The sequence below is a fragment of the Alphaproteobacteria bacterium genome (assembly GCA_016699735.1).
Taxonomy (GTDB): domain Bacteria; phylum Pseudomonadota; class Alphaproteobacteria; order Micavibrionales; family Micavibrionaceae; genus JAGNKE01.
This window is the reverse complement of record CP065008.1, coordinates 784,585-809,574: the sequence shown is the minus strand read 5'-3', so window position 1 is coordinate 809,574 and position 24,990 is coordinate 784,585. Positions and strand designations below refer to the sequence as shown.

The window sequence follows — 24,990 nt, the reverse complement described above, 5'->3', positions numbered from 1 at the left end:
CGCTATTCCTTCCAATCCAAGATCAAGTCCTGCATGGCCGAGCAGCATTGTTTGGGATCACAACCTTCACCGTTCGGAAAAAAGCAGTTTTTTTCTAAAGGGGTTTGATAGGAAAAAGTTTTGCCGCTTTCGTGGGTCACCACGATTTTGATGTTCTCGGGAATAGCAGGAAGCATGATTGCGTGAAAGCTATGCGCTTCCGGAGGCAGGGCGCAGCCGGACTCGCCGATCGTCACGCCCTCCCCGTCACAGTTCGTGTTGCCTTCGCAAGCTTTGAAGGGAAGGGTGGATTTGCAGGTTACTGTCCGGTCGTCGGCCGTGATCACGAATTCGTAGTTTCCCGGCGGCCACGTATCGGACTTCAGATTGACGGTCGTGCCCTCCTGACACCACATCTGCGTACAAGCTTTCTCTGCTTGCGCGACGTTAGCCCCGCAAAGGATAAAAAGGACAACGGCAACGAGCGTTTTTAATTTCATAGACTCTCTTTCAAGGCCTTGGCGAACGTTGCATTATCCTCATCCGTAGTCATTTCTGTGGCCGCCACGAGCAGTTTGTTCCCCTGCAGAGGATATCCTGCAATAATTCCCTGTTTCGCCAGTTTTTGGACAACGGGGTTGGAAGGCTTTGGCAGTTCGATTACAAATTCGTTGAAGAACGATTCGTTTTCGATCTTAACCCCTTTGATGGCCGATAATGTGTCAGACAGTCGGCACGCCGCTTCATGGTTCAGTCGGGCCAGACGCTTGAACCCGTCCTCGCCCAGCAACGCCAGATGAACGGTGAAGGCCAAGGCACATAAGCCTTGATTGGTGCAGATGTTCGATGTCGCCTTATCGCGGCGGATATGCTGCTCGCGGGTCGAGAGGGTGAGCACGAAGCCGCGCCGTCCGTCCGCGTCCTCGGTCATACCGCACAGGCGCCCGGGCATTTGCCGAAGGTAGGCTTCCTTGCAGGCGAAAAATCCCAGATGCGGGCCGCCAAAGCCCATGGCCAGACCGATCGACTGGGCCTCGCCGCAGACAATATCGGCTTCTGCCGGGGGTGGAAGAAGTCCAAGCGAAACGATTTCCGTGACCAATACAACCAGAAGCGCTCCGGTTTTGTCGCAGAGCTTGCGCCATTTGTCATACTTGTGGGGCGTTCCGAAGAAATCCGGCGACTGGACGATGACGCAGGCTGCCTGCTCATCGGGTTCGGCATCTTCGATTACCACATCATCAAAGTTGCCCATATAGGATTTAAGGACGTCGCGGTAATGGGGATGCAGGGGCGTCCCGACCGCGATTTTTTTGCGCTTGGTCAGGCGCATAGCCATCAGCGCCGCTTCGGAGAGAGCCGTGGAGCCGCAGTACATGGAGGCGTTGGCAATATCTTGCCCGGTCAGGCGGCTGATCATCGTCTGGTACTGGAAGATGACCTGCAGGGTTCCCTGCGCGATTTCGGGCTGGTAGGGTGTGTAGGCGGTCAGAAATTCGGAGCGCTGGATGATGTAATCCACGGTTGAGGGGACGTGATGGTAATAGGTTCCCGCTCCGAGAAAGAAAGGACCATCAGGAGCCGCCGTATTCTGATTGGCGTAAGACCCCATGAGACGCTCCACCTCTAGCTCCCCCTTATGCAGAGGGAGGTCTGCCCGCCCCTTGATGAAAGCCTGTTTGGGAATATCCCTGTAGAGGGCATCGACATCCTTTACGCCGATGCTTTTGAGCATCGACTGGCGGGCGTTGTTGGTCAGCGGCAGATAACGCATCAGGAGAGTCCTTTCAGGTATTCATTATACGCGGCTTCGTCCATCAATTCGGCCAAGGCGCCCTTGTCGGTGACTTTGACCTTTACGATCCAGCCATTGTCGTTTACAGGTTTGCGGATCAGGTCGAGTTCACCCGTCATGGCCTTGTTCACTTCCACCACTTCGCCGGGGACAGGAGAGTATACTTCCGCCGCCGTCTTTACGGATTCGATAACCGCGACATCGCCGCCCTTGGCGACCTTTTTACCAATTTCCGGGAGGTCCACAAATACGAGATCTCCCAAAGCATCCTGTGCGTAAGGGGTAATCCCGATCCAGACGATGTCGTCTTTTACGAAGATACATTCATGGTCCTTGGTGTATTTTAGAGCGCTCATACTCACCTCTTTTTTTAGAGAAATAACAAGTTCAACAGTCCGATCCAGCTTTTTATGCTGCATCCTTCTTTTTCATAGATTTGGTTTTAGGCTTTAAAAATGGCATATCCGCCACCTCCGCGGCCAGTTTGCGGCCCCGGACGTCCACGAAGATTTTCTGGCCTGGCTTGGCAAAGCCCGATTGGATGTAGCCCTGCCCGATCGAGATTTTCAGGGTCGGGGACGGGCCGCCGCTGGTCAGGGTTCCGATTTTTTCGCCCTTTTCATTAAAGATTTCCGATCCTTCGCGGGCAACGCCGGGATCGTTTAGCTTCACGCCCACACGCAAGCGTGAGGGGCCGCCGTCCCTTTCCTTGAGTACGCGTTTTGCACCAATAAAATCGCTATTCGTCTTGCTCATAACCCAGCCAAGGTCGGCTTCGACGGGTGACGTGGCGCCATCGATATCGTGCCCGTACAGGCAGTAGCCCATTTCCAGGCGTAGAGAATCACGTGCGGCGAGGCCAATCGGTTTGACGGATTTATGGCCGGCCAGCTTGTTCCAAACATCCAGAGCCTTTTCATTCGGCACGCTGAGTTCAAAGCCGTCTTCTCCCGTATAGCCCAAGCGTGAAATATGCACGCTCTCGCCCATAATTTCTATATCCGGCATGATGAACATATAGGGGAGGTCGGACGTATCGACACCGAAGAGTTCACTGATTACCGCCTCGGCCTTCGGGCCTTGCACGGCGATCAGGCTGCGGTCGGCCAGATAATCCAGCGTGATGGCCTTGGGCATCTGGTTCTTGATCCAGGCGATGTCCTTTTCCTTACAGCCGGCATTGACCACGATGAAGAATTTCTCCTCCTCCAGACGGGTGATGATGAGGTCGTCAACGATGCCGCCCTCCTCGTTAGTCAGCACCGTGTACTGGGCGCGGCCGAATTGTTTGTTCTGAAAAGCGGATGGCGTGATTTTTTCGAGAAAGGTCGCCAGCCCCGGCCCCTCCATAATGACCTGTCCCATGTGGGAGACGTCAAAGATACCCGCCGAAGCGCGAACCCACTCATGCTCCTTAAGGACGCCCTCCTTGTAGTAAAGAGGCATATCGTATCCAGCGAACGGACCCATTTTGGCTCCGTGCGCCACGTGCGCGTCATGCAGGGCGGTTTTCAGGGTCATGGTCTCTCCCGCGATATCAATGAACTGCTTTAGCCATAGCAAATGTTCGCCGCGACTTTAAGAGAAAAAAGCGATTCCCACAGGGAATCTTTTGTGCATAGCGTCAGGGTTCGCGCAGGGCATTCTGCTGCAGGCGTAAAAGCGGCTTAAAGATTGCGCGCAATACTGACGTTTTACCGGAAAGGATATTCGCCTCTACGCTCATGCCGGGGAAGATGGGTTCGAAGCCCTTCACCGAGTCGGGGTCGAGGGTGATTTTGACACGGTAGAAGACCGCGCCGGAGTCATCGGTCAGGCTATCGGCACTGATTTCTGTGATTGTACCTTTGAGTGTTCCATACACAGTCGAGTCGTAGGCCGAGATTTTGACGCTGGCCGGAAGGCCGTTCCAGACCAGTCCGCGGTCCTTGGTCTGCATCCGCGCCTCGACGATCAGGCTATCCTCCAGGGGGATGATCTCAGCAAGCACGGAACCCGGCTTGACGACGCCGCCCAGCGTGTTGACGTAAAGCTTATTGACCAGTCCGGTCACCGGAGCGGAGAGCGCGGTGCGGTCCACCTGATCGCGGTCGGCCTTGATTTTCTCCTGCAATTTCTGGCGGTCGAGTTCGACCTTGTTCATTTCATCGAGGATTTCGGTTTTCAGGCGCTCGGCGAGCTCCTTGGTCTGCTGTTTGACCTCTTCGAGTTCCGCCTGCGTCACCGGAATCATTTTATCGATGCTGCCGATGCGGGTGTTGAAGTCGCCTATACGGCTTTTTGAATCGAGATAGCGCGACTCGGAGATCGCGCCCGAGCGTTTGAGTTTTTCGTTTATCGCGTGCTGATCCTGCGCGATTTTTCTTTCCGCCTGCAAGTTGCCGAGTTGGCCCTTCAATTCATCGAGCTTGAGAGTTTTCTGGTTTTCGCGCTCCTTGAAAACGCCGACTTTTTCCTTGTAGGCCTGCATACGGGATTTAAAAAGGAGAGCTTCGTTCCTGGCAATTTCCTCCAAGCCCTCCCCCGCTTTCTGCTCTTCGACTGAAAATTCCTCCTCTCCGTCCAGTTCGGCCTGCAAGCGTTTTGTGCGGATATCGAGCGCCTGCAGAGCGATGCGGCTGCCCTCCAGCTCCGAGGATGCGCTCTGGTTGCGGACCTGAAAGAGCGGATCGCCCTGCTGGACGCGCTGGCCTTCCTTGACAAGAATTTGATCCACGATGCCGCCTTCGAGATGCTGAATCAGCTTGGCCTGACCGGAGGGGATAATACGCCCGGTAGCACGGACCTGCTGGTCGATCTGGGATAAGGCCGCCCAGGCGAGGAAGCATAGAAGCAACGCGATGACCGCATAGAGCAAGGGCCGGTAGTTCCAGTTGTCCGAGTCAAAGTTATCGAGCCTGAATTCAGTCATGCGCGTTCCCCGAATTGCCCCGGTTGAGCGCCCAAACGGCGCAGGACTTCATCCCGCGGGCCATCGGCGGCGAGTCGGCCCTTGGTCAGGAGGATCAGGCGCTCGACCAGAGGCAGGAGGGTCGTGCGGTGGGTCACCATGATAAAAGTTTTGTTCCGCAAATAGGTTTTCAAATTCTGGTGGATTTGCTGTTCGAGCAGGTTGTCCATGCCCGTTGTCGGCTCGTCGAAAATCAGGATGGAGGGATCGCGGATCATGGCGCGGGCCAGCGCGATGGCCTGCTGCTGCCCGCCGGACAGCCTGATCCCGCCCTCGCCGATTTCAGTGTCGAAGCCCTGCCCGGTCTGGTGGATGTACATATTTAAGCCGGAGAGTTCGGCGGCCTGCGCGAAGTCGTGTTCGGTGAGGTCTTCGGCGCCCATCAGGATGTTGTCGCGGATCGTGCCGGAGAAGAAAAAGGATTTCTGGGGGACATAGCCGATGGAGCGGCGGAGTTCTGCGGACAGGATGGTGTCGTGCGCGAAACCGTCATAGAGGATCGTTCCCGTCTGCGGGTGGATCAATCCGGCAAGCAGAAAGGCGAGGGTTGATTTTCCTGCTCCGGTCTGGCCGATGAGGCCGATTTTTTCTCCCGCGCTGATGTTCAGGTTTATGCCCTGCACCGCCGCGAGGCTCTGGCCCTTGTACTTATAGGAGACGTTCTGGAGTTCCATACGGCCCGTGAATGGCCCCTTGGCACTGATGTTCGCGGCGCGGTCGCCTTCAACGGGAACCGAGAAGATGCTGTCGATCATCTTGAGGACATCGCGGGACTGCCTGAGCCTTGAGACTACGGCCGCAACTCCTGTGACGGGGGCGATGGCGCGGCCTGCGAGGATGGTGACCGCGATCAGGCCGCCGACGCTGAGATCTCCAGCCTGTATTGCATAGACCCCGAAAAAGACGACAAAAATATTGACGAGCGTCATAACGAGATTCGAAATATTTGCCGCCGCGTTCATGACGGATTGATTGCGTTTTGTGCTGTTGGCCGAGCGTTCGGAGACATCGTGCCAGCGGCGCAGGCGGGCGCCCCCTGCGCCAAACATACGGATCGTCTGCAACCCACCCAGCATTTCGACCATCACGGCGGATTTCGACTGAGAGGAGGAGAACATTTCCTTCGTGCGGCGGGTCAGGAGAGATTGCACACCCATCTGCAGCCCCAGAATCATGATAATCCCCAGAACGGGAACGAAGCTCACCGACGGGGCAATCAGGTAAATCACGATCAGGAAAAGCAAAGTAAAGGGCAGGTCTACAAAGGCCGGAACGAGGCGGGTTGAGTAGAAATCCCTTAAGCCCTGAAGCTCCTTAAAGATGTTCGCCTTTTCGCCGATCGAAAGGCTCATGGCTTCAGGCGGAAGGTCTATCAGGTGCGCCATCAGGTCGCGGTCGAATTTGACGCTGAGTTTTGCGGCGATTTTTTCAAGGATATGGGCGCGGATTGTGCGAAAGAGGAAATCGAAAATAAAGGCCAGCGTGATGCCGATGGTCAGAACCTGAAGGGTTTCGACCGCGAAGTTTGGAACCACACGGTCATAGACATTCATCGTAAAAAGCGGCATGGCGATGATAAAGAGATTGATGAACAGAGAGCAGACAATAATTTCCGCGTAGCCCTGCCAATAGGCGTTGATCGGCGCCCAAAACCAGTCGATGGCGCCTTGCTTCCACATATGCTCGGTTTTTTCTTGATCTTTTCCCTTCGGCGTTACCAAAATCGCGTGACCGAGATAGGCGTTGCGAAGATTTTCCAGATTTCCTGCTGCAAGGCCCGTGTCCGAGGCGAAGAGTTTTCCGGGTTCGTCGCCGCCGGGGAGATAGACCACCGCCTTACGGTCCTGAAGAAGCAGTATCACAGGTGTCACCAATTCCTGCAGAAGGCCGAAGGGGATTTTCTTGATGCGGGCCGAGACATTCATTTTTTCGGCGAGGCGCTGGAGGTCGGAGGGTTCGAAGACTTCCCCTGTTTGAGGAAGGGAGTCCGTCAGGGACTGAAGGTCCGGCGTCATGCCCTGCAAGGAGAGCGTATAGCGAAAACATTCCAGCAGCGGATCGAGGCTTGTTTTTACCTCCACCTGCGGCGGTGTGCGGGGCTTGTCCTTCGCCCGTTCTTTAGTCGTCATCGTTGTCATAAATGGAAAATGCGGCGTGAAACCGCCGTTACACATTGCCGTCGATTTACTGTCCTGAGGTTAGCAGAAAAGGCTTATGCCCACAACGCGGCGCGGCAAGTTGTCCCTGCGGTTTTAGACCGCCGTGACGTTGACGGTGGTCGCGCCCCACTGGTAGACGCCGCCGCCGGCATTGGTCGCGCCGCTGATGAAGAGGTCGAAGGTGGAGCTGACCGTCAGGGCCAGCGTTCCGCCCACACCGACCAGCGCCTCGACGTTGGCCTGCGTCAGGTCGAAGTCGTCGGCATCGTTGGAGAGGGTGTAGTCCGCGCCGTCATAGTTGCCGTTCACGGTCGCCCCGGTGAGGTTGAGTTCGTCGATATTGCTGAAGATTCCCGCAATCGTCGTACCGCTGATGTTGTTGGCGGTCAGGTTATTGCCGGACAGGCTGTTATTGATGTTCAGGCGGTCGGTTCCGGTTCCCCCGCTCACGGTGCCCAGAAGCGGCGATCCGTCGATCATTGCGTCGGTGTTGAAGGTGAAGATATCGTTGCCACTGCCGCCGACGAAGCTTTCGAAGTTGGTGACGCTGTCGGTGGTTACGGCGGCGCCGTTGGTCTTGTTGATGGTTCCGGTGATGACCGCTCCGAGGCCGCTGAGATTGGCTGTTATGCCCTGCGTCGTGAAGGCGTAGTTGAGCGTATCGGTTCCTGTTCCGCCGCTTAGGGTATAGTTGCTGTGAGCGCTGGAGACCGTGTCATTGCCCGTTGTCCCGATGATGGATTCAATGGCGACTAGTGTGTCGGCACCGCCGTCCCCGTCGTTGCTGACGGCCCCTGTCACCAGGTTTACGGTAATGGCGCCCGCTGCGGTTGAGTAATCCACCGTATCGAAGTTCGTGCCGCCGTCCAGCCTGTCGTTCCCGGCGCCCCCGATCAGGGTATCGTCCCCGGCGCTCCCGAACAGGAAGTCATTGCCGCCGCGGCCATTCAGGGAGTCGTTGCCGTTATTACCGACGAACCTGTTGGAATTGCCATCGCCGCGGATGATATCATTGCCCGTTCCGCCGGAAACGTTTTCGATATTCGTGAGGGTATCGTTGCCGATGGTCGTTCCGGTTGCATTCACACCGACCGTCTGGAGGTCGACGGTCACGAGTGTCGTCGCCGCGCTGTAGTTGGCCGTGTCGCCACCGGAGGCCGACCCTACGGCTGTATTTGTGCCGCCGTCAATGGTATCGTTGCCTGTGCCCCCGACGATACTGTCGTCGCCGTCGCCGCCTGCAATCGTGTCGTTGTTAGCGCCGCCATCAATCGTGTCGTTGTCGGCGCCGCCGTCGATGATATCGTCGCCGTTACCGCCCTGGATGTTGTCGTTACCCGCGTCTCCGTTCAGGATGTCATTGCCGTTATTGCCGATCAAAGTGTTGGCAACGGCGCTACCGGTAATATTGTCTACAAATCCCGATCCGGTGATGTTCTCGACATTGGAGATCGTTTCAATGTTGCCGTAGCCGTCGTTCGTCACCTGATTGCTGCCGAGGAGGAGATTGACCGTTACGCCGTTGGTCGTGGAGGCGAAATTGTAGGTATCGGTCCCGCCGTCGCCGTCGAATTGATCGGCTCCGGTGCTGGCGTTGAAGGTGTCGCTGCCCGTTCCGCCTCTGACCAGCCCGTCCGCCGCCGCAGACCCCGTGATCGTGTTCGTGCCGTTGCCGAGCTGGTAGCGTTCGAAGGCCGCGAAGGTATTGGTGAATCCGCCAAACACCGCGGTCGATGTGGAGAGGTTAAAGGTCATGTTGGAGGCTGTCGTGAAGACCAACTGATCGCCCAGCGTTTCGCCGCCCGAGCCACCGTTCAGCGTATGGGTGCCGTTACCGCCGTAAATGATGTCATCGCCTGCGTTGCCGTTGATAGTGTTGTTGACGCCTGCGCCACTCATCGAGAAGATCGTGTCCGAACCTGCCGAGCCTTCGACCCGTTCCACGCCGATGAGCGTTGCCAAAGCATCTGGAGAGAAATAGGCGCCGGAGGCCTGAACGGTCAGACCCGCCGTCAGCAGCGTCAGACGGTCGGTGGTCAGGGCCGTGCCGTTGATGATCTGGACGCCCGTGAAACTGTCCGTTCCCCCTGCGCTCTTGATAATCGTGTTGCCTACACCGTTCCACTGCACGTCGATATTGCCGGAGGACAAGCTGGAATAATTCAGGGTATTGCTTCCCGCGTTGCCGGTATAGGTGTCGTTGCCCAGAGAGCCGAAGAAGTTATCGGTGCTGGCGCCGCCCGTAATCACGTTGTTCGAGGCGTTCCCCGTTATCGTGTTGGTGGCACTGCCGCCGCGCACGTTCTCGATGTTGCTTACTGTATCCGTGCTGCCCGTGCCATCAGCAGACACCACGCCCGTCGTCAGGTTGACCGTCACGGCGCCGCTTTCCGCGCTGTAATCCACGGTATCGCCCATGGCTGTATTCGCACCGCCGTCGATCACATCCACGCCTGCACCGCCGCTGATGGTGTCGTCCCCGGCATCGCCGTTCAGGGTGTCGTTATCCGCGCCGCCGCTAATGGTATCATCATCGTTGCCGCCGCTGATCGTGTCGTCTCCCGCATCGCCGCTGAGGATATCGTTGCCGTCGCGCCCGAGCAGCGTGTTTGCAACCGTGCTGCCGGTGATCGTGTCGGCCAGGTTCGTGCCCGAGATATTTTCTATGGATGTGATCGTTTCCGTGTTGCCGAACCCGTCGTCGATCACCTGATTGCTGCCGAGGGTCATGTTGACGTTGATGGCACCTGCCGCGCCGAGAAACTCATAGGTATCCGTATTATTTCCCCCGTCGAAGGAGTCGATTCCCGCACTGACCTGGAAGGTGTCGTTTCCGTCTTCACCATGAACTAGGCCGTCATTACCTGCGGACCCCGTGACGGTATCGCCCGCCGAACCGAGATAGTATTCCTCGAATCCGGAAAAGCCGTTGGTATAAGTAGCAAAGACCGCCGTGGATGTGCTGAGGTTAAAGGCGATAGCCGAGGCCGTGCCGAAGCGCAGCGTGTCCGTTCCCAGACCTCCGTCCAAAGTGTGATTGCCATCGCCGCCGTAGATAATATCGTTGCCGCCGTTGCCGTTGATGGTGTTGTCGGTTGTTCCCGTGTTCATTGCGTGGATGGTGTCCGCTCCGGTCGAACCCTCGACATTTTCAACGCCGATCAAGGTTGCCAGAGCATCGGGAGAGAAGTAAGCGCCAGAGCTCTGCACCGTCAGGCCCGCGACCAGAAGGGTCAGGGTGTCTGTGGCGAGAATGCTGCCGTTAATGGTTTGCACACCTGTGAAACTGTCTGTTCCCCCTGCGCCCTTATTGACCGTGTTTGTAGCCCCGTTCCAGCGGACGTCAATGTTGCCCGATGAAAGCTCGGAATAATCGAGCGTGTTCGATCCGCCGTTTCCGGTGTAGGTGTCGCTGCCCAGAGAACCATAGAAATTATCTGTGCTGGCGCCGCCGGTCATGACGTTGTCTGCCGCGCTGCCGCGGATCGTGTTGGTGCCGCTGCCGCCGCGCACGTTTTCGATATTCGTGACAGTGTCCGTGCTGCCTGCGCCGTCTGCCGATACTACGCCCGTGGTCAAATTGGCGTCGAGGATGCCCGACTCGCCGCTATAATCTACAGTGTCGCCAATGGCCGTATTTGCACCACCATCTATGACATCTATGCCCGCACCTCCGCTGATGCTGTCGTCCCCGGCATCGCCGTTCAGGGTGTCGTTGTCCGCCCCGCCGTCGATCGTGTCAGCGCCCACGCCGCCGCTGATCGTGTCATTTCCGGCCAAGCCGAGATAGATGTTGTTCGCGGCATCGCCTGTTACCGTGTCCCCCTGCCCGGTTCCGGTCAGGTTTTCAATCCGGATCAGGCGGTCCTGCTCGGCGATGCTGCCGAAGGTCAGGACGGACATCCCGTCAATATCAAGGACACTGAAATCTACTGTCAATCCGCCCGTTCCGGCGCGTCCGGCGTAACTGACCGTATCCGTGCCGCCGCCGCCGTCGATGTCGTTGTTCTGCGTGTTTCCGATAATCGTGTCATCGCGGCTGGTCGCAGTGAGGTGTTCGAAGAGGTCGCCAATCGTATCGACGTCGCCCGCTCCCGCATTCACAGATGCTGCCGACAAATCGATCGTGATTCCCGCGCCGGCGCCCGTGATGTAGGCGTAACTGAGTGTGTCGGTGCCGCTTCCGCCCGTCAGCGTATCGTTGCCGAGGCCGCCCATGAGCAGGTCGTCACCGATTCCTCCCGATAAAATGTTTCCAAATGCGTCATTGTCGCCAATTATTGTGTCGTCGCCAGAGCCGCCCGAGATATTTTCTATATTCTTGACCTTATCGGTTTCTCCGGCTACGCCGACGGTCACATCGTAAAAGCCGCTGCCGTCCGCCACGGCTCCCCCTGCGCCGAGATCGACGCTGATCGCCTCCAGGCGACCCGTGTAAATCACCGTATCGCCTGTCGTTTCTCCACCCTCGCCGCCGTCAATCTCATCGTCTCCGGCTCCATCGCCGGAGTCGGCGTAGACCGTATCATCGCCGCCGTTAGTTTCAATAAAATCCCTTCCCATGCCGCCGTAAATTGTATCATCGCCGCTGCCTGAAAAAATGCGGGTATCGTTCGGCGTGGTTTCCAGATACCAGTCAAACCCGCCGCCTTCGCTGGCGTAGTCATTGGTGAATTTGACCGTGCGTGTGAGGGTTTCCGTCTGGATCGGGTTTTCCGGGACAGTTCCGCCGCTCAGGAAATCGAACTCCGCCGTCGACTCTATGAGGATTTCAAACGTATCCCCTGCGAAGGCCTGATCATACACCAGAACAAGGTTGATATCGCCGCGGCCGTCGAGTTGGATTGAGGCCGCCGGAATTGTGAACGTCCCGGTTGCCGGATTAAACGCTGCAGCGATCTCGTTAAAGCCCGTCCCATCGTCCAGAACGCCGAACACCGAGAAATCGGAGGGAGTGACCGTGCCCACGATGTTCTGGATAGTCAGTTTTACTTCCGTGACGTCGAAGTCGTCCGGAAGGTTCGGAGAAATCTGGATGTTGCGGGCGCCGTGCGAGTCGTCGAAGAAATCCGGGTTATCCGCATAGATCACCAGGCCCGAATTGTCTCCGGATTTATCGATCGTTTCCTGTCCGAAATATTGCGGATTGGCGCCGGGATCGAAGGCCGCAAGCTCGGACCCACCGCCGCCATGGACATCTGCGCCCGCCGCAGGATCTACAGAGGCGAGTTGAAGCATCCTCGTATCAAAATCAAAAACTGTTCGTGCCAAATTGTTAAGGTTCGGGTCAACCTCCTCCGGCCTTTGCTGGCTTGAGCTTTTATCGAGGGAGACTTTGAGGGGCAGCAGGTAGGGCGTGCCAAAGGCATCATCATGAACTGTCGAACGGTAATCCAGCAGCGCTTCGATTTCCTCCAGTTCCTCGCGGGCCGTTTCAGGGTCGGTTGCATCCTTCTGCGGCTGCCCCCTGACCAACACCATGGCCAGTTCTTCCTGGATAATAATTTCTCCCTCTTCGAGCGACTGCTCCCCGTCTGATGCGCCCTCATCGAGGTCGATGCTGGTAAAGCTTAAATAATCTTCTGTCGTGATGTTGTGAACGCGGCCTATTTTGCTCAGCAGCTCCGCCGGGGTCATTACCTCCCCGTTGACCAGCATTTGCGGCGCTTCTTCGGCTGAAAAAAGAATCAGGCCCAGACCAGGAAAAATGATTTTTGCTTTTGTTTCGCTGTTCGTCAGGATTACGTCGGGACCGATGATGTCCACGTAGGTTTTTTCCAAAACTATTTCTTTAAAATCAATCGTATCGCCTGGACGGACGTGCAGGACTTTCTGCTCAGACGGGCCGGGCATTGAGGCGTCTACGAGGTTGATCATCGGATGAATCCTTAAATCCGGTTAAACTCTACCCTCCCATTTTAGGCCGATAAGTTAAATTTTATGTTAATTTTAGGATTTTATACCCTGCCAGGGGTTTAAAACTGGGGAAAAGTGGCGGTTTATCTTTGTGTTTCAAGTATATCGGACCTATGATTAGGTGTTTACGTTCGTATTCACTTCCGCGATTATTTTCAATGAAATCAGATACCTCAGGATCTTCATCCGCTAACGTTAACCTGTCTTTATTTCAACTCATCACCCCCTCTATGGTGCTGTGCACGACTGGTTTCTTTGTCGTTTCGTATATGCTTCGGGAAAGGCTCAACGAGGGGTTTTGGACCGCACCGCAACTCAATGCCACGATCTTTTTCATCATTTTCTGGGCGATTTACAAAGCTTTTGCCAATAATTACGACCTCTACCGGACTTTGCGGTTTTTGAAAAAAGTCGAGAAGGCCGAGGAGTCGAGCGACACGGACCGCGACAGTATCGAGAGCCTTAAAAAAAGCCTTAACTCCGACGGGGCGATGCTGAACATCCAGAATATGCACGGTGCTCTGGATAATCTCTCCGTATACGGGCACATGAACTTCACCGATAACGATGCCCGACTGATCAAATCCAAATTCGGCAGCCGTATGCGGCACGAGCGGAACGTGGTCAGCTATCTTTCAGGTATTCTTGTCATGATGGGTCTGATCGGAACATTTTGGGGGCTTTTGGACGCCATCGACGATGTCGGGGAGGCCATGTCGGAGGTTTCCCATTCCTTCGATGCTCCGTCCCAATCAGGTGGCGGCGACAATCTGGGCGCTTTTATACAAAAAATTGCCGCGCCGCTTGAGGGTATGGGGGTTGCCTTCAGTGCGTCCCTGTTCGGTCTGGCGGGATCACTTTTCCTTGGCTTTCTAAATTTCTTCGGCGGTCATGCCCAGAATAACTTCGTCGAGGAGGTCAGTCGCTGGATCGATTTACGGATTCCCAAGCTGAATCCGCATCTGCAGGACAAGACCAAGGGACAGAACGTTCCGAAATCAGACGATCTCAAAGCCTGGCTGGCCGGGTTCGTGTATCTTTCGACCAAAAGCAACCAAAAGATGGGCCAGATCGCCCTTGCCCTGTCTAGATCGAACGACGCCATGCAGAAAAGCATCGCCCAGACCGAAAAAATTCACGATTACCAGAAAGACATCTTCATGGCGACCGAGCGCATGGGGGCGCGCATGGGGGCGGTTAAGGATTCCCTGCAATATATCTCCCAGAGCATCGACCCTTCTTTGCGCTTAAACTCCAGTATCAGAGACAGCCTCTTCGAGATCAGCGGCCATCTGTCTCATGCCAAAGCGACGGGCGAAGACCTCGCGTTCCAGCAAATCAACCGCTTAAGCCAACTGACCCAGCAAATGCACGATGTCAACACCACTTTCCAGGTGCTCAGTCAGGTTCAGGCCAATCTTGTCAGCGAAGTCCAGAAGCTTCGTGAAACCGGGCAGAAGGGCGATAATACCGCCGCGCTTTCAAATCTGGTCTGGGAAATGAATTCCATTCTTGAAGAAATCCGGCAAGGCAATACCGGAACCTATATGTCTATTTTTCCAGATCAAGAAACAAACGGCAGCAAAAAGCGCCGGGAGCCCGGGCCGGACGGCTCTGCAGCGTGAGGAGTAAACTGATATGGCCGGAGACCGCCGCGATGACGATGCCGGTGCCATAGCTTGGCCGGGGTTTGTCGATATCCTCTCTTCCGTGTTGATGATGTTCCTTTTCTTTATCCTCATCACCACGTTCGTCATGTATTCGCTTAATGCACAATCCCGCAAGAAGATGGAGGCCGAAACACAGAAGCGGATCGATGTGGCCGTTTCAACCGAGATGAAAAAGAAAATCGAAGAGCTTCTTGCGGGAAAAATTACTCCTGAAGAGCTTAAAGCGAGTCTTGAAGAGGATATTCATGTCGAGCCACAACAAGACGCAGACCAAGCCCTTGAACAACAAAACACGGCTCTGAACATGGAAGTCGAGGAACTTAAGAAGGTTCTTGAGCAGGTGCGCGGTGAAATGACAACCGGAACGGACCAGAAAACAGAGATCAAGGAGGATAACAGCCTTGTCATTCTTTATAACAAGAATGATGTGAACCTCTCCGATCAAACGATTGCCGTCATCGAAGCCTATCTCGATCAAGTTTTGCAGAAGGCAGAGGGGCGGCCTCTCGCTTTCCGGCTGATCACCAGCGATAATCCTCATGCTCAGACTCTGTCTGTATCGCGTGAAATCAGCCTTGCGCGGTCGCTGAACGTTCGTAACGTCCTGATCCGTGAAAAGGTTGCGCCCCATCAGGTCGAGGTCGAATATTCGAAGCCGCAGGAGATCGACAGCGGTTATAACTGGCTCAAAATATCGGTGGCTGCCGATGAGAACTAGAACAATCTGCGGACTTACGAGGGTGCCAAGACATGCTTTTCTGGGACTTCTTCTGCTCTTCCTGAGCTTTTCTGCCTCCCATGCCGAAGAGAGCGGCTTTGAGTTGTCGTTGCAAAGCACCATTCTGTTTGCCCTGCATAATAACCCTGAAATCAATATCGCGCTGGAACAGGAAAAACAGGCCGGATTTTCTACACAGGAAGCGGAGGCGATCCTCTACCCGCAGATCGATGCTACCCTCAAGGCGGGCGAGGAGTATAACGCCCCGGCGAATTTCGTGGATCCGGACGCGATTATCGGCAAGAGCAACACCAACCCCTCCGCCGAGTTTATACTCTCCGCAAACCAGTTGCTTTATGACGGCTCGAGCAGCCGTGAAGAGGTGAAGCGACGCGAAACGCTGCAAGAGTCCTCCAAGCTTCAAAGTGATTTGATTCAGGAGCGCATTCTCCAGACAACCATCGAAGCCTATATGGAAGTCTACAAAATGCAAAAAACCTTGCACGAGTATGATGATTTCATCGGAAAACTCACAAAAATTGGCAATAAAATCAGCCTAATGGTTGAGGCAGGAGCGGAGAGCAAGACAAAATTGAAATATGCCGAGTCCCGCCTAGCGTTTGCCCAGTCCGATTACCAGAACGCCCAGGCCGCGCTCCACGATACCTTGACGGACCTAGAGTTTCTTACAGGAAAACTTCCCGATTTCCGGGCAAAGCTGCCTGAGGTAGGCGATCTGGTCCAGATCGAGCTGGACCAGTACAAGAAACTGGCGGAAGAGAACAATACCAATTTCCTTATGAATGCCTCCGACAAAAAGGCGCTGGAACACCAGTTGAACAGCGTTAACGGTCGCTTTCTTCCGACCGTCAATATGATCGTAGAAATGAGCCAGTCGCACGATACCGGGGGCGATGTCGGACGCGACCGCAGCGCGATCGCCCTTCTTCAAGTCAGCTACAAGATTTTCGATGGTTATGCCCGGGACGCCTCCAAGGGCAAGATCGAAAGCCAGCTTAACGAGGTCGATTACCGCCGTGAACGGGTTCAGCGTGACGTTATGCAAAAACTCAAGGTGGCTTATAATCAGATTTTGGCTCTTGAGAACGAACACCGCACCCTGCAACAGGAGATCGAAGCCAATACGGATCTTCAAGCCCTTAACACCGAGCAGTTTGAGCTTGGCGAGGGAGATATCGTGAGCCTGATTGAGGGTGAGGAACGGCTTTTTACTTCGCGCACCCGGCAATATGAAATCGATTTGAAGCTCATCAAAAACAGCTATGCTTTGTTACGTCAAATAGGATTTCTGGACAAGCATGGTTTTTGTGAAAGCTGTTAACGAAAGGAGGAAAAGCCTAAATAATGGATGGGGTTTCCCTGGATCTTAATTAATCTGAATACGGGGATATGTTCTTGTCCCTATCAAATTTCTGTTATGAAAAAACTAGTAATGCTTCATTGTTGGCTATTACTCACGTTGTGCTTTTTTGGGCACAGCGCGGGGTCGTTCGCCGTTGACGATGAAGTTGATGCCAGTTGTGTCGATCAGGAGACGCTTCGCGGCTTTTATGAGAAATTCAGCCTTCTGGAGAAAGAGAAGGAGTCGCTGCGTAACAAACTCTCCGTTTGTACAAATGGGCAGGATGTTCTTGGACTTTCACAATCGCAAAAAGACGGGAGAGAGTTGCGCCTTCTTGAAAGCCGGATAGCGCAGCTGGAAGAGGAGAATAAGGAGCTGAGGCTGAGGTTGGGCGCTGATTTGTCAAACTCTGATGGTACAGTTTCCGATCAGAATGAGGGGAAGGCCCTTTTAAAAGAATACGAAGAAAGCTCTAATTCGCCTGTCTTGCGGACCAACCTTGAGGGAAATGTTTCTGAGAGTCATCCCCGCTCTATTGTTAAAACCGGATCTCAGCACTCTGAGCTCGATCCCTCTGTTCAACCGGAATCCTCTAAATCTCAGATATTAGAGACCGCTCCGCTTCAGGAAGAAGGCTTAATCACAAACAACGAGGAGCAGAAAAAAACAAGCAACTTCAATGCTCTCGAAACTGCCAGCGGGGATACGGAAGACGATTCAAATATACAGTGGCTGGACACTCCCTATGTAAATAATGAGAGCCCTTTTTCTGAGTTACGGTCAGCCCGTACACTAAATACTGATTTTAACTGTTCTGATCTTTTTAGGCGTTTTGAGAGAGATATCCTCCCCCCTGATTTAAGCCAGAGCGATAAACAGGCCATTTTGGAACTCGTCTCTTCTATTCAATCTTTTTTATTGCCTGCAGAAAACAGTATGGATCAGGGAGGTTCAATTCATGGAAAGGATTGCGCCGTTACGCACAACGAGGTCTCTTTGCAAAAAATTTTACAGGATATTCGCAATGAGCTTGAAGGTGCCTATAGTGTTCAAGAGAAAATCCAAATTCTTTATCAGCAGAAAATAAAAATTGAGACACGAAACCGCCAAAATTTGTAGATTTTTTCCTAAGTTTTTCTATTGAACATTAAGATCCAGCTTTCTGCTTTTTTCCAACTCCTCGCTTCGGCTTTTAATAGCCGACATTGGTGTGGTTATATCCAGAAACAGGCTGTAGCGTGTTTTCTTATCTGAGGCGACAAAGTCATATATATTATAGAAGATGCCGTTTGCCTCTATTATTTCGCTTTTTTCAACTTTTCCGTCTTGTTTAGATACTATGTAGTCTTGTTCGCCCATCGTTGTAATTTTTACTGGCCTGTATAACTCCGTTCCGTCACCTTTTTTTTCAGTCAGACTTTCCGTAATCATTTTTTTTACTTCTCTAAAAAAATCAGGATCACCGTATCTGGAGTCCTCCCTGCTTATTTCCATAGCCATCTGGACAACAGACAGATTCGCAAGATGCTTACGAACCAAATTTTTATAATCTTTGATGGAGTTTATAGCTTCTAAAGGATCCTTGCTCTTCGCCATTTCTGATAGCTTCAGCATACTCCTTAAAGTTTCTTCCCCGAATGGGTCATAGTAAGGGCATCTTGAATACATTACTCTTAATGGTCCCATAGTGCTAGAACGTCTGGATCCTTTATAAATATAACTGATTTTTTCCTCATAGTTTTTACAGGCCAATTCCGAGTAAGGTAAAACATCAGGATATTGGGGGGCTTGAAGCGTTGGTTGTAAGGGGACAGACTCCTCCTGAGCAAAGCTCGGAATCGGCCATAAAGCCATACCTAAAAATACGAGCATCGTTAAACCAAATTTATTTAACATATTTTCCTCATATAAAAACTTATCCTGACCAGTGCTTATTATAACAATAATTCGTGCTTTTTTATAAAAAAACAAACCCCGCCGGAAACAGGCGGGGTTCTTCGATTTTTTAAGGGCTTTTTCCCTACTCAATGATTTTGGAGACGACGCCGGCGCCGACGGTGCGGCCGCCTTCGCGGATCGCAAAGCGCAGACCCTCGTTCATCGCAATCGGGGTGATCAACTCCACTTCCATGTTGTTGATGTTATCCCCGGGCATCACCATCTCGGTCCCCGCCGGAAGATGCACCATCCCCGTCACGTCCGTCGTGCGGAAGTAAAACTGCGGGCGGTAGTTCGTGAAGAACGGCGTATGACGGCCCCCCTCTTCCTTGGAGAGGATATAAACCTCCGCCACAAACTTCTTGTGCGGCTTGATGCTCCCCGGCGCACACAACACCTGACCGCGCTCAATATCCTCGCGCTTCGTGCCCCGCAGCAGGATGCCCACATTGTCCCCGGCCTCTCCGCTATCCAGCAGCTTGCGGAACATCTCAACGCCCGTGACCACCGTCTTCTGCGTTGCGCGGATGCCCACAATCTCAATCTCCTCGCCGACCTTGACCACGCCCTGCTCGATCCGGCCCGTCGCCACCGTTCCCCGACCCGAAATCGAGAAAATATCCTCGACCGGCATCAAAAACGGCTTGTCCTTCGGACGGTTGGGCTGCGGGATATACTCATCCACTGCCTTCATCAGCGCACGGATCGCATTCTCCCCAATCTCGGGATCGCGCTTCTCCACGCAGGCCAGAGCCGATCCCTTGATGATCGGAATCTCGTCGCCCGGAAACTCGTAAGATGAGAGAAGCTCACGCACCTCCATCTCCACCAGTTCCAGCAGCTCAGGGTCGTCCACCTGATCCACCTTGTTCAAAAACACCACCAGCGCCGGTACGCCCACCTGGCGGGCCAGCAGAATGTGCTCACGCGTCTGCGGCATCGGCCCGTCCGCCGCGTTCACCACCAAAATCGCTCCGTCCATCTGGGCAGCACCTGTAATCATGTTCTTGATGTAGTCCGCGTGACCCGGGCAGTCCACGTGCGCGTAGTGACGGTTCGCCGTCTCATACTCCACGTGCGCTGTCGAAATCGTAATCCCCCGCGCCTTCTCCTCAGGAGCCTTGTCAATCTGATCCACCGTCTCGCCCTTGCCGAAAATACCCGCCAACGCCGCCGTCAGCGTCGTCTTCCCATGGTCCACGTGACCAATCGTCCCAATATTACAGTGCGGCTTGTTCCGCTCAAATTTCTCTTTTGCCATGGTCTGTCATGCTCCTCGCATCATTTTAAAGTCAACTCAATCCACCCGCGTCAGCGGTTTTGCAATCATCCCAGTGGTTTAGAAAAAGACGGGCCGTGTGTCAACGGGTTTTTGACTCGGTGTGCGCCGTTTCAGACCCTTTTTTGCGGCGACTGCAGTTGCGATAAAGGGTACTAACCTTCATAATTCTTAATTACCAATACAACTCTCTGCTCGTCTTGCAGTTTGCCGTTTTCCAGTTTTACGAGCGTAATTTCACAGCCTTGGCTGATATTTTGTCGCATGGCGTCGTTGAGGCGGATACCCAGATCCTGAATCTGGCCTTCGTCGTGGATCAGGCTCAGCGTTTGGTCCTGCCTATCGTATTCCACCCACTGCAGTTCGGATTGAATAGGCCTTCTGAGGGATCTGGCATGTTCATTCCTTAAATTATCGCGCTTTTCTATAAACCCATTAATAATGAAAGAATTTTAACAGTCTTACTCTGAGTTAGCAAACTTTAGGGTCTGGTCCTTGTTTTTTCAGATATTTTTCAGAGGAAAAAGTATTAGCACGAACGCAAGCGGCTTTGGAATCCTTTGTTTTATAAGGATTTTTTGAACGTCAACGCATGAGGATGAACGGAGGCGGAGGGTCGGCTGGGGTGATGGGAATCGCAATTAAAAGCTAAGCATTTGATACTCAGAAGAGAGTCTCAATGTGAACTTACACTCTGCCCCCAATTCTGCCCCCTTTTTTTATTTCAAAAGCACCTATGCAGAACTTCATAGTCTTCTTGCCAAGAATTTACTGCTGTTTATTGGGAGTTCGTGCGAACTTCTGATAGAACCTCTCCGCAAGTTCTATTAAACAAATTAACGATGGTTAAAACTCCACAGATCTATTTATCAGGTACGGCTCCCAATCAAAAGCTTACCCCCACCTGGAACCAGATTTTCTGCGTATCCGTGTAGGGCGTGTCTTCGGCGTTATAGTCCGCATACTTGACCATGAGGTTCAGCTTTTCCATAGGAAGCGGCTTAGGCAGTTCGAATGATCTTGTTATGGAAGCATCAAACTCCGACCCGAAATCACCGCTCTCCTCCCCTTCGAAGTCATGGTAGGCCGCGTTCAGAGTGGTTCCATCGACGTTCTTGTGAACGCCTGAGACTTTGTAGGAAACGCTGATATAGGCATCTTCGAGGCCGACTGCCGGCGTATCCAGAAACTTATCCGCCCAGCCGTTGAACTTGTGAAGTGTCGCCAATGGAGTCTGGAAGGCGTGGCTTCCGTCCCCGCCCAGAACCTCATGCCCCGCCGTCAGCGTCAGGCCATGCCCGGAGACGGACGGTGCTATATGGTAATAAGAATCATCGTAATTCAACGTATTATTCCCGCGGTCAGATTGTCTGGCCACCTCAGCCTCATAGGAAAAAGCCCAATTCTCATCGATTGCCTGTTTTCCGGTCAATCTTAGGCCGTATGTCTGCGATGAGCGAGCGGGAAGACGGTCAAACTCTAGCCAGTATCCATAACCTGTGGCCTTCAGCCAGTCAGCAACGCCGTAAGAGGCATTGAGGATATGACTGGTCGAGTCCAGATCGCCCAGAGGATGCTTGTCGCCGAAAACCCTATTCACGTTCGCGATGTAACCATAGGTCAAATTTGCCTTTTCCAATCCCGAGTAGTTGAAGACTACAGAATCGAAGGTCTGGTCGTTTTGCCGCCAGTCCACCGTGCCAATAAACCTCTGGTTATCGAGATTGATACCCTGCCTCCCGATTTTTATGACGGCCCCCTTGATACCGTTCCATGAAACCCAAGCCTGATTGATGTCCTCGTTGTCAGGGTCAGCGACGACCGGAAACTGCGTTTGACGGTTGACCGTGTCGTTAAAATCATCGGCGCCGACATTGGCTACAACTTGAGCCTCCAGCAGTGCCTGAAAATTCCTATATTCGCCCGTTTTGACTCCCAAATTTGCCCGAATGGTCGAAGCCCTCGCCTCATCCGCGATCGGGGCCGGACCGTCCTGATCGACATATTCGTAGCGGTAGCGAAGCTCGCCAAAGACCTGCCCTTCGCTCACCAGACTCTCGGGGGTATCTCCAGCCAGAGAGGGCGTAGGAAATGCCAGAAAACTGGCGCCGGCCAACAAATGGCATAAAATTATCTTCTTGTTCATGGACTTAACCTCACTTCGCATCTTCAACTGGCGCGGAGTCTAGTGCCGCGTTTCAGAAAATCGCTTGATCTGAATCAAGTCACCCAGGGAAATTTCTAAACGTTAGTCTAAATGGTTGATGTTGTTTTATGGCCGCCCTGTCAAGTATTCGCTTTTGAGGAGGCATTAAGCCTAAAGTCGGGCGGTCATCGCTATTGATAAAGTTTTGAAGAACATAAAATCCCTCATAGCCGCGCTTTTCCAAATCAGCCATAATTTTTGTAATATCATTTTCATCTATAAGGCTCGTATGAACAGTCGTACGAACCTCAAACTCTACTGCTTTTTGAGAGCACAATATCTCCAGGGTCCGGGAGAAGAGGTCATATTTATCGGTCCCCGTCACTGTTTTGAACTTCTCCGGCGGTGCTTTGTAATCGAGTGCGATGTAATCCAGAAACCCTTGGGACAGGAAATCCTCAATAATATCCGGGCGCAACCCATTCGTATCCAGCTTAACAGCGTAGCCCAGCGCTTTCACATCCCTGATAAAAGAGGGTAATCTGGGGTAAGCTGAGGCTTCGCCGCCGGAGAGGACCACGCCGTCTAAAAGACCTTGCCGTCTTTGCAGAAAGTCCATGACCTGACCGATATCGCCGCGCCCTCGGCCCTTGACGATTTGCGGATTGTGGCAGTAAGGGCAGCGCATATTGCATCCCGAAAACCAGATAATACAGGCCGTCCGTTCGGGAAAGTCCAGCATGGTGAAGGGCGTTACGGAATAGACCGGAAGGACGCCCGGATGATCCTCCGGGCGTCCTCGGGTGGTTTTAGAACTTTGAGGCGTGAGCGCCATCTGTCAAACGCCTGTAAACAGGTTTCCAGTCTCCACCCAGTCCTCGACGAAATGGCGGCGCTGACGGTGTTCGCCCTGTTTGCCTTTGTTAAAGCTGTCTACAGGCCGGAAATACCCCATGACGCGAGTCCAAACTTTGGTTTTGGCCTCACAGTGCGGACATTCTGCCTGCTCCCCGTTCAGATATCCGTGCGTATCGCAAACTGAAAAGACAGGCGTGACCGTGATGTAGGGCATCTGATAGGTGCTGATAACTTTTTTTACAAACCTTTTGCAGGCTTCAGCGCTTGAGAGTTTTTCATTCATATACAGATGAAGAACGGTTCCGCCAGTGTATTTGCATTGCAGACGGTTCTGCAGTTCCAGAGCCTCGAAAGGATCGTCGGTGTGATCGACCGGAATCTGCGAGGAGTTTGTGTAGTATATATTCTCTCCTGTCCCGGCTTGGATAATCTCAGGGTAGCTTTTTTTATCCTCTTTCGCAAAACGGTATGTAGTTCCCTCCGCCGGGGTGGCTTCAAGATTATAGAGATTTCCTGTTTCCTCCTGATAACCTACCAATTTGGCGCGCATATGATCCAGAACCTCAAGGCAGAGATTGATGCCGCGCTCATCCGTGATGTCGAAGGCATCGCCGGTGTAATTGCGAATCATTTCATTCATCCCGTTCACGCCGATGGTCGAGAAATGGTTGCGGAAAAACGGAAGGTAACGCGCCGTATAGGGATAGAGACCACGGTCGTACATTTTCTGCGCGAAAATCCGTTTTTTCTCCAGAGTGGATTTGGAAATATCCATCAGGCGGTCTATCTCCCCCATCAATCCCGCAAGATCGCCCTTGAAGCGGAAGCCCAGACGCGCCATGTTCAGCGTGACTACTCCGATGGAACCCGTCATCTCGGCGGAACCGAACAGACCGTTACCGCGTTTTAGTAGTTCCCTGAGGTCAAGCTGAAGCCGACAGCACATCGAACGAACCGCACCGGGAGAGTAGGCTTCGGGGTTGGGTTGGCGTTCCTTTGTCACCGGATCGACAAGAAACTGACTGCCGACAAAGTTCTGAAAATAGGACGATCCGACCTTGGCCGTGTTTTCAAAAATCGCCTTGGCTACCTTGCTGTCCCAATCAAAATCCTCCGTAATATTGACCGTAGGAATGGGGAAGGTAAATGGCTGTCCGGTTGAGTCCCCTTCGGTCATGACCTCATAATAGGCGATGTTGATCATTTCCATCTCGGGGGTGAAATGCTTGAACGTCACGTCCTCAAGGGTCCGAATCCCCATGTCCCGGCCTTGCGCCTTTAGGAGAAGATCGTCCCTTTCTATGCCCTTAAACAGGTGGAGATTATTGAAGGTCGGACACTGATTCTGAAGATCTTCGGGGACGGTAATATCCAGCGTAATATTGGTAAAGGGCGACTGGCCCCAGCGTGCCGGAACATTGAGGTTATAAACGAATTGCCGGATCGCTTTTTTAACTTCTTTGAGGGAGAGCTGATCGTAAAAGACATAAGGTGCCAGATACGTATCGAAACTGGAAAAAGCCTGAGCCCCGGCCCATTCGGACTGCAGGATTCCCAGAAAATTACTCATCTGCCCCAAGGCTTCGCGGAAGTGGCGGGGCGGGCGGGAAGATACGCGCCCTGCAACGCCGTTAAACCCGCTGTTGAGAAGTTCGCGCAGCGACCAGCCGGCGCAATATCCGGTCAAACAGTCGAGATCGTGGATGTGGATATCGCCGTGGCGGTGCGCCGTTCCTTCTTCAGGACTGTAGATTTCATCCAGCCAGAAATTGGCGATCACCTTGCCCGCGACGTTGTTAATCATTCCGGCATTCGAGTAACCCGTGTTGGCATTCGCGTTGATCCGCCAGTCGGAACCGGAGATGTACTCGCTGACGGCCTCTGAACAATCGACCTGCTGCCCCCCGTATAATGTAACGATTTGATCCGTCCGTGGATGGACCGGATGCCCTGTCAGGCAGTTTCCAGAAGATAATTGGGGTGTTTCCATGGCAGATCGTTTCAGAGCGGGTGAAGACATACGGTTCTCCTTAAGAGTTATTTGACCATGAGCTCTCCGCCTTCTGATCCATCGCAGAAGCGAAAGCTTAGGGCTTTGTGATGAAAAGTTTTAAACATACTAGATTTAGTATGCATTTCGATATTAATACGCCATATGTTGTTTTTCGGGTTTGATCTGGATCAATTCTCACAGGTTTTTTGTCGGTAATAATCAGGCC

Annotated in this window: 17 protein-coding genes; 4 read left to right on the top strand and 13 right to left on the bottom strand. The window is 53.3% G+C overall.

Going from position 1 to position 24,990, the window contains the following annotated elements:
* Nucleotides 1-2 precede the first annotated feature (2 nt).
* The 7 genes from IPN28_03915 to IPN28_03885 all read right to left on the bottom strand — a co-directional run bounded on the left by IPN28_03915 (nt 3) and on the right by IPN28_03885 (nt 12,760).
* Complete coding sequence (locus IPN28_03915; GenBank protein ID QQS57971.1) at nt 3-479, bottom strand: hypothetical protein; 477 nt, start codon at nt 477-479, stop codon at nt 3-5.
* Complete coding sequence (gene gcvPA / locus IPN28_03910) at nt 476-1,753, bottom strand: aminomethyl-transferring glycine dehydrogenase subunit GcvPA (GenBank protein ID QQS57970.1); 1,278 nt, start codon at nt 1,751-1,753, stop codon at nt 476-478. The genes IPN28_03915 and gcvPA overlap by 4 nt, the downstream gene beginning before the upstream one ends.
* Entirely contained in the window at nt 1,753-2,130 is a 378-nt protein-coding gene (gene gcvH / locus IPN28_03905) for a glycine cleavage system protein GcvH (GenBank protein ID QQS57969.1), read from the bottom strand. Before gcvH ends, gcvPA begins: the two co-directional genes overlap by 1 nt.
* Nucleotides 2,131-2,182: 52 nt before the next feature.
* The gene (gcvT, locus tag IPN28_03900; protein QQS58529.1) at nt 2,183-3,289 is read right to left on the bottom strand and encodes a glycine cleavage system aminomethyltransferase GcvT; all 1,107 of its coding nucleotides are present in this window, start codon (nt 3,287-3,289) and stop codon (nt 2,183-2,185) included.
* Nucleotides 3,290-3,398: 109 nt separating this feature from the next.
* On the bottom strand, nt 3,399-4,685 hold the full coding sequence (locus IPN28_03895) for an HlyD family type I secretion periplasmic adaptor subunit (GenBank protein ID QQS57968.1): 1,287 nt from the start codon (nt 4,683-4,685) through the stop codon (nt 3,399-3,401).
* Nucleotides 4,682-6,862: a type I secretion system permease/ATPase gene (locus IPN28_03890; protein QQS57967.1), complete on the bottom strand. Its 2,181-nt coding sequence runs from the start codon at nt 6,860-6,862 to the stop codon at nt 4,682-4,684. The genes IPN28_03895 and IPN28_03890 overlap by 4 nt, the downstream gene beginning before the upstream one ends.
* A 114-nt stretch (nt 6,863-6,976) precedes the next feature.
* Entirely contained in the window at nt 6,977-12,760 is a 5,784-nt protein-coding gene (locus IPN28_03885; protein QQS57966.1) for a hypothetical protein, read from the bottom strand.
* Nucleotides 12,761-12,957: 197 nt separating this feature from the next.
* On the opposite strand from IPN28_03885, the gene IPN28_03880 reads away from it, so the two are divergent.
* The 4 genes from IPN28_03880 (at nt 12,958) to IPN28_03865 (ending at nt 17,669) form a co-directional block, all read left to right on the top strand.
* Nucleotides 12,958-14,424 (top strand): hypothetical protein, encoded by a 1,467-nt coding sequence (locus IPN28_03880; GenBank protein ID QQS57965.1) that lies wholly within the window; start codon nt 12,958-12,960, stop codon nt 14,422-14,424.
* 13 nt (nt 14,425-14,437) lie between these two features.
* Nucleotides 14,438-15,187 (top strand): hypothetical protein, encoded by a 750-nt coding sequence (locus IPN28_03875; GenBank protein QQS57964.1) that lies wholly within the window; start codon nt 14,438-14,440, stop codon nt 15,185-15,187.
* A 22-nt stretch (nt 15,188-15,209) separates the two neighbouring features.
* Complete coding sequence (locus tag IPN28_03870; protein ID QQS57963.1) at nt 15,210-16,529, top strand: TolC family protein; 1,320 nt, start codon at nt 15,210-15,212, stop codon at nt 16,527-16,529.
* Between the two features lie 96 nt (nt 16,530-16,625).
* The gene (locus tag IPN28_03865; GenBank protein ID QQS57962.1) at nt 16,626-17,669 is read left to right on the top strand and encodes a hypothetical protein; all 1,044 of its coding nucleotides are present in this window, start codon (nt 16,626-16,628) and stop codon (nt 17,667-17,669) included.
* 18 nt (nt 17,670-17,687) lie between these two features.
* On the opposite strand, the gene IPN28_03860 is transcribed toward IPN28_03865, so the two are convergent.
* From IPN28_03860 to IPN28_03835, 6 genes are all read right to left on the bottom strand, one after another.
* Complete coding sequence (locus IPN28_03860; GenBank protein ID QQS57961.1) at nt 17,688-18,521, bottom strand: hypothetical protein; 834 nt, start codon at nt 18,519-18,521, stop codon at nt 17,688-17,690.
* A 49-nt stretch (nt 18,522-18,570) separates the two neighbouring features.
* Nucleotides 18,571-19,749, bottom strand: coding sequence for an elongation factor Tu (gene tuf / locus IPN28_03855; protein ID QQS57960.1), 1,179 nt, complete (start codon nt 19,747-19,749; stop codon nt 18,571-18,573).
* Between the two features lie 173 nt (nt 19,750-19,922).
* On the bottom strand, nt 19,923-20,120 hold the full coding sequence (locus IPN28_03850) for a hypothetical protein (GenBank protein QQS57959.1): 198 nt from the start codon (nt 20,118-20,120) through the stop codon (nt 19,923-19,925).
* A 533-nt stretch (nt 20,121-20,653) separates the two neighbouring features.
* A complete protein-coding gene (locus IPN28_03845; GenBank protein ID QQS57958.1) occupies nt 20,654-21,913 on the bottom strand; it encodes an alginate export family protein in 1,260 nt (419 codons plus the stop codon).
* 79 nt (nt 21,914-21,992) lie between these two features.
* Nucleotides 21,993-22,748 carry an anaerobic ribonucleoside-triphosphate reductase activating protein gene (locus IPN28_03840; GenBank protein QQS57957.1) on the bottom strand — a complete coding sequence of 252 codons (756 nt, stop codon included), beginning with the start codon at nt 22,746-22,748 and terminating at the stop codon, nt 21,993-21,995.
* 3 nt (nt 22,749-22,751) lie between these two features.
* Nucleotides 22,752-24,761 carry a ribonucleoside triphosphate reductase gene (locus tag IPN28_03835; protein ID QQS58528.1) on the bottom strand — a complete coding sequence of 670 codons (2,010 nt, stop codon included), beginning with the start codon at nt 24,759-24,761 and terminating at the stop codon, nt 22,752-22,754.
* Nucleotides 24,762-24,990 lie beyond the last annotated feature (229 nt).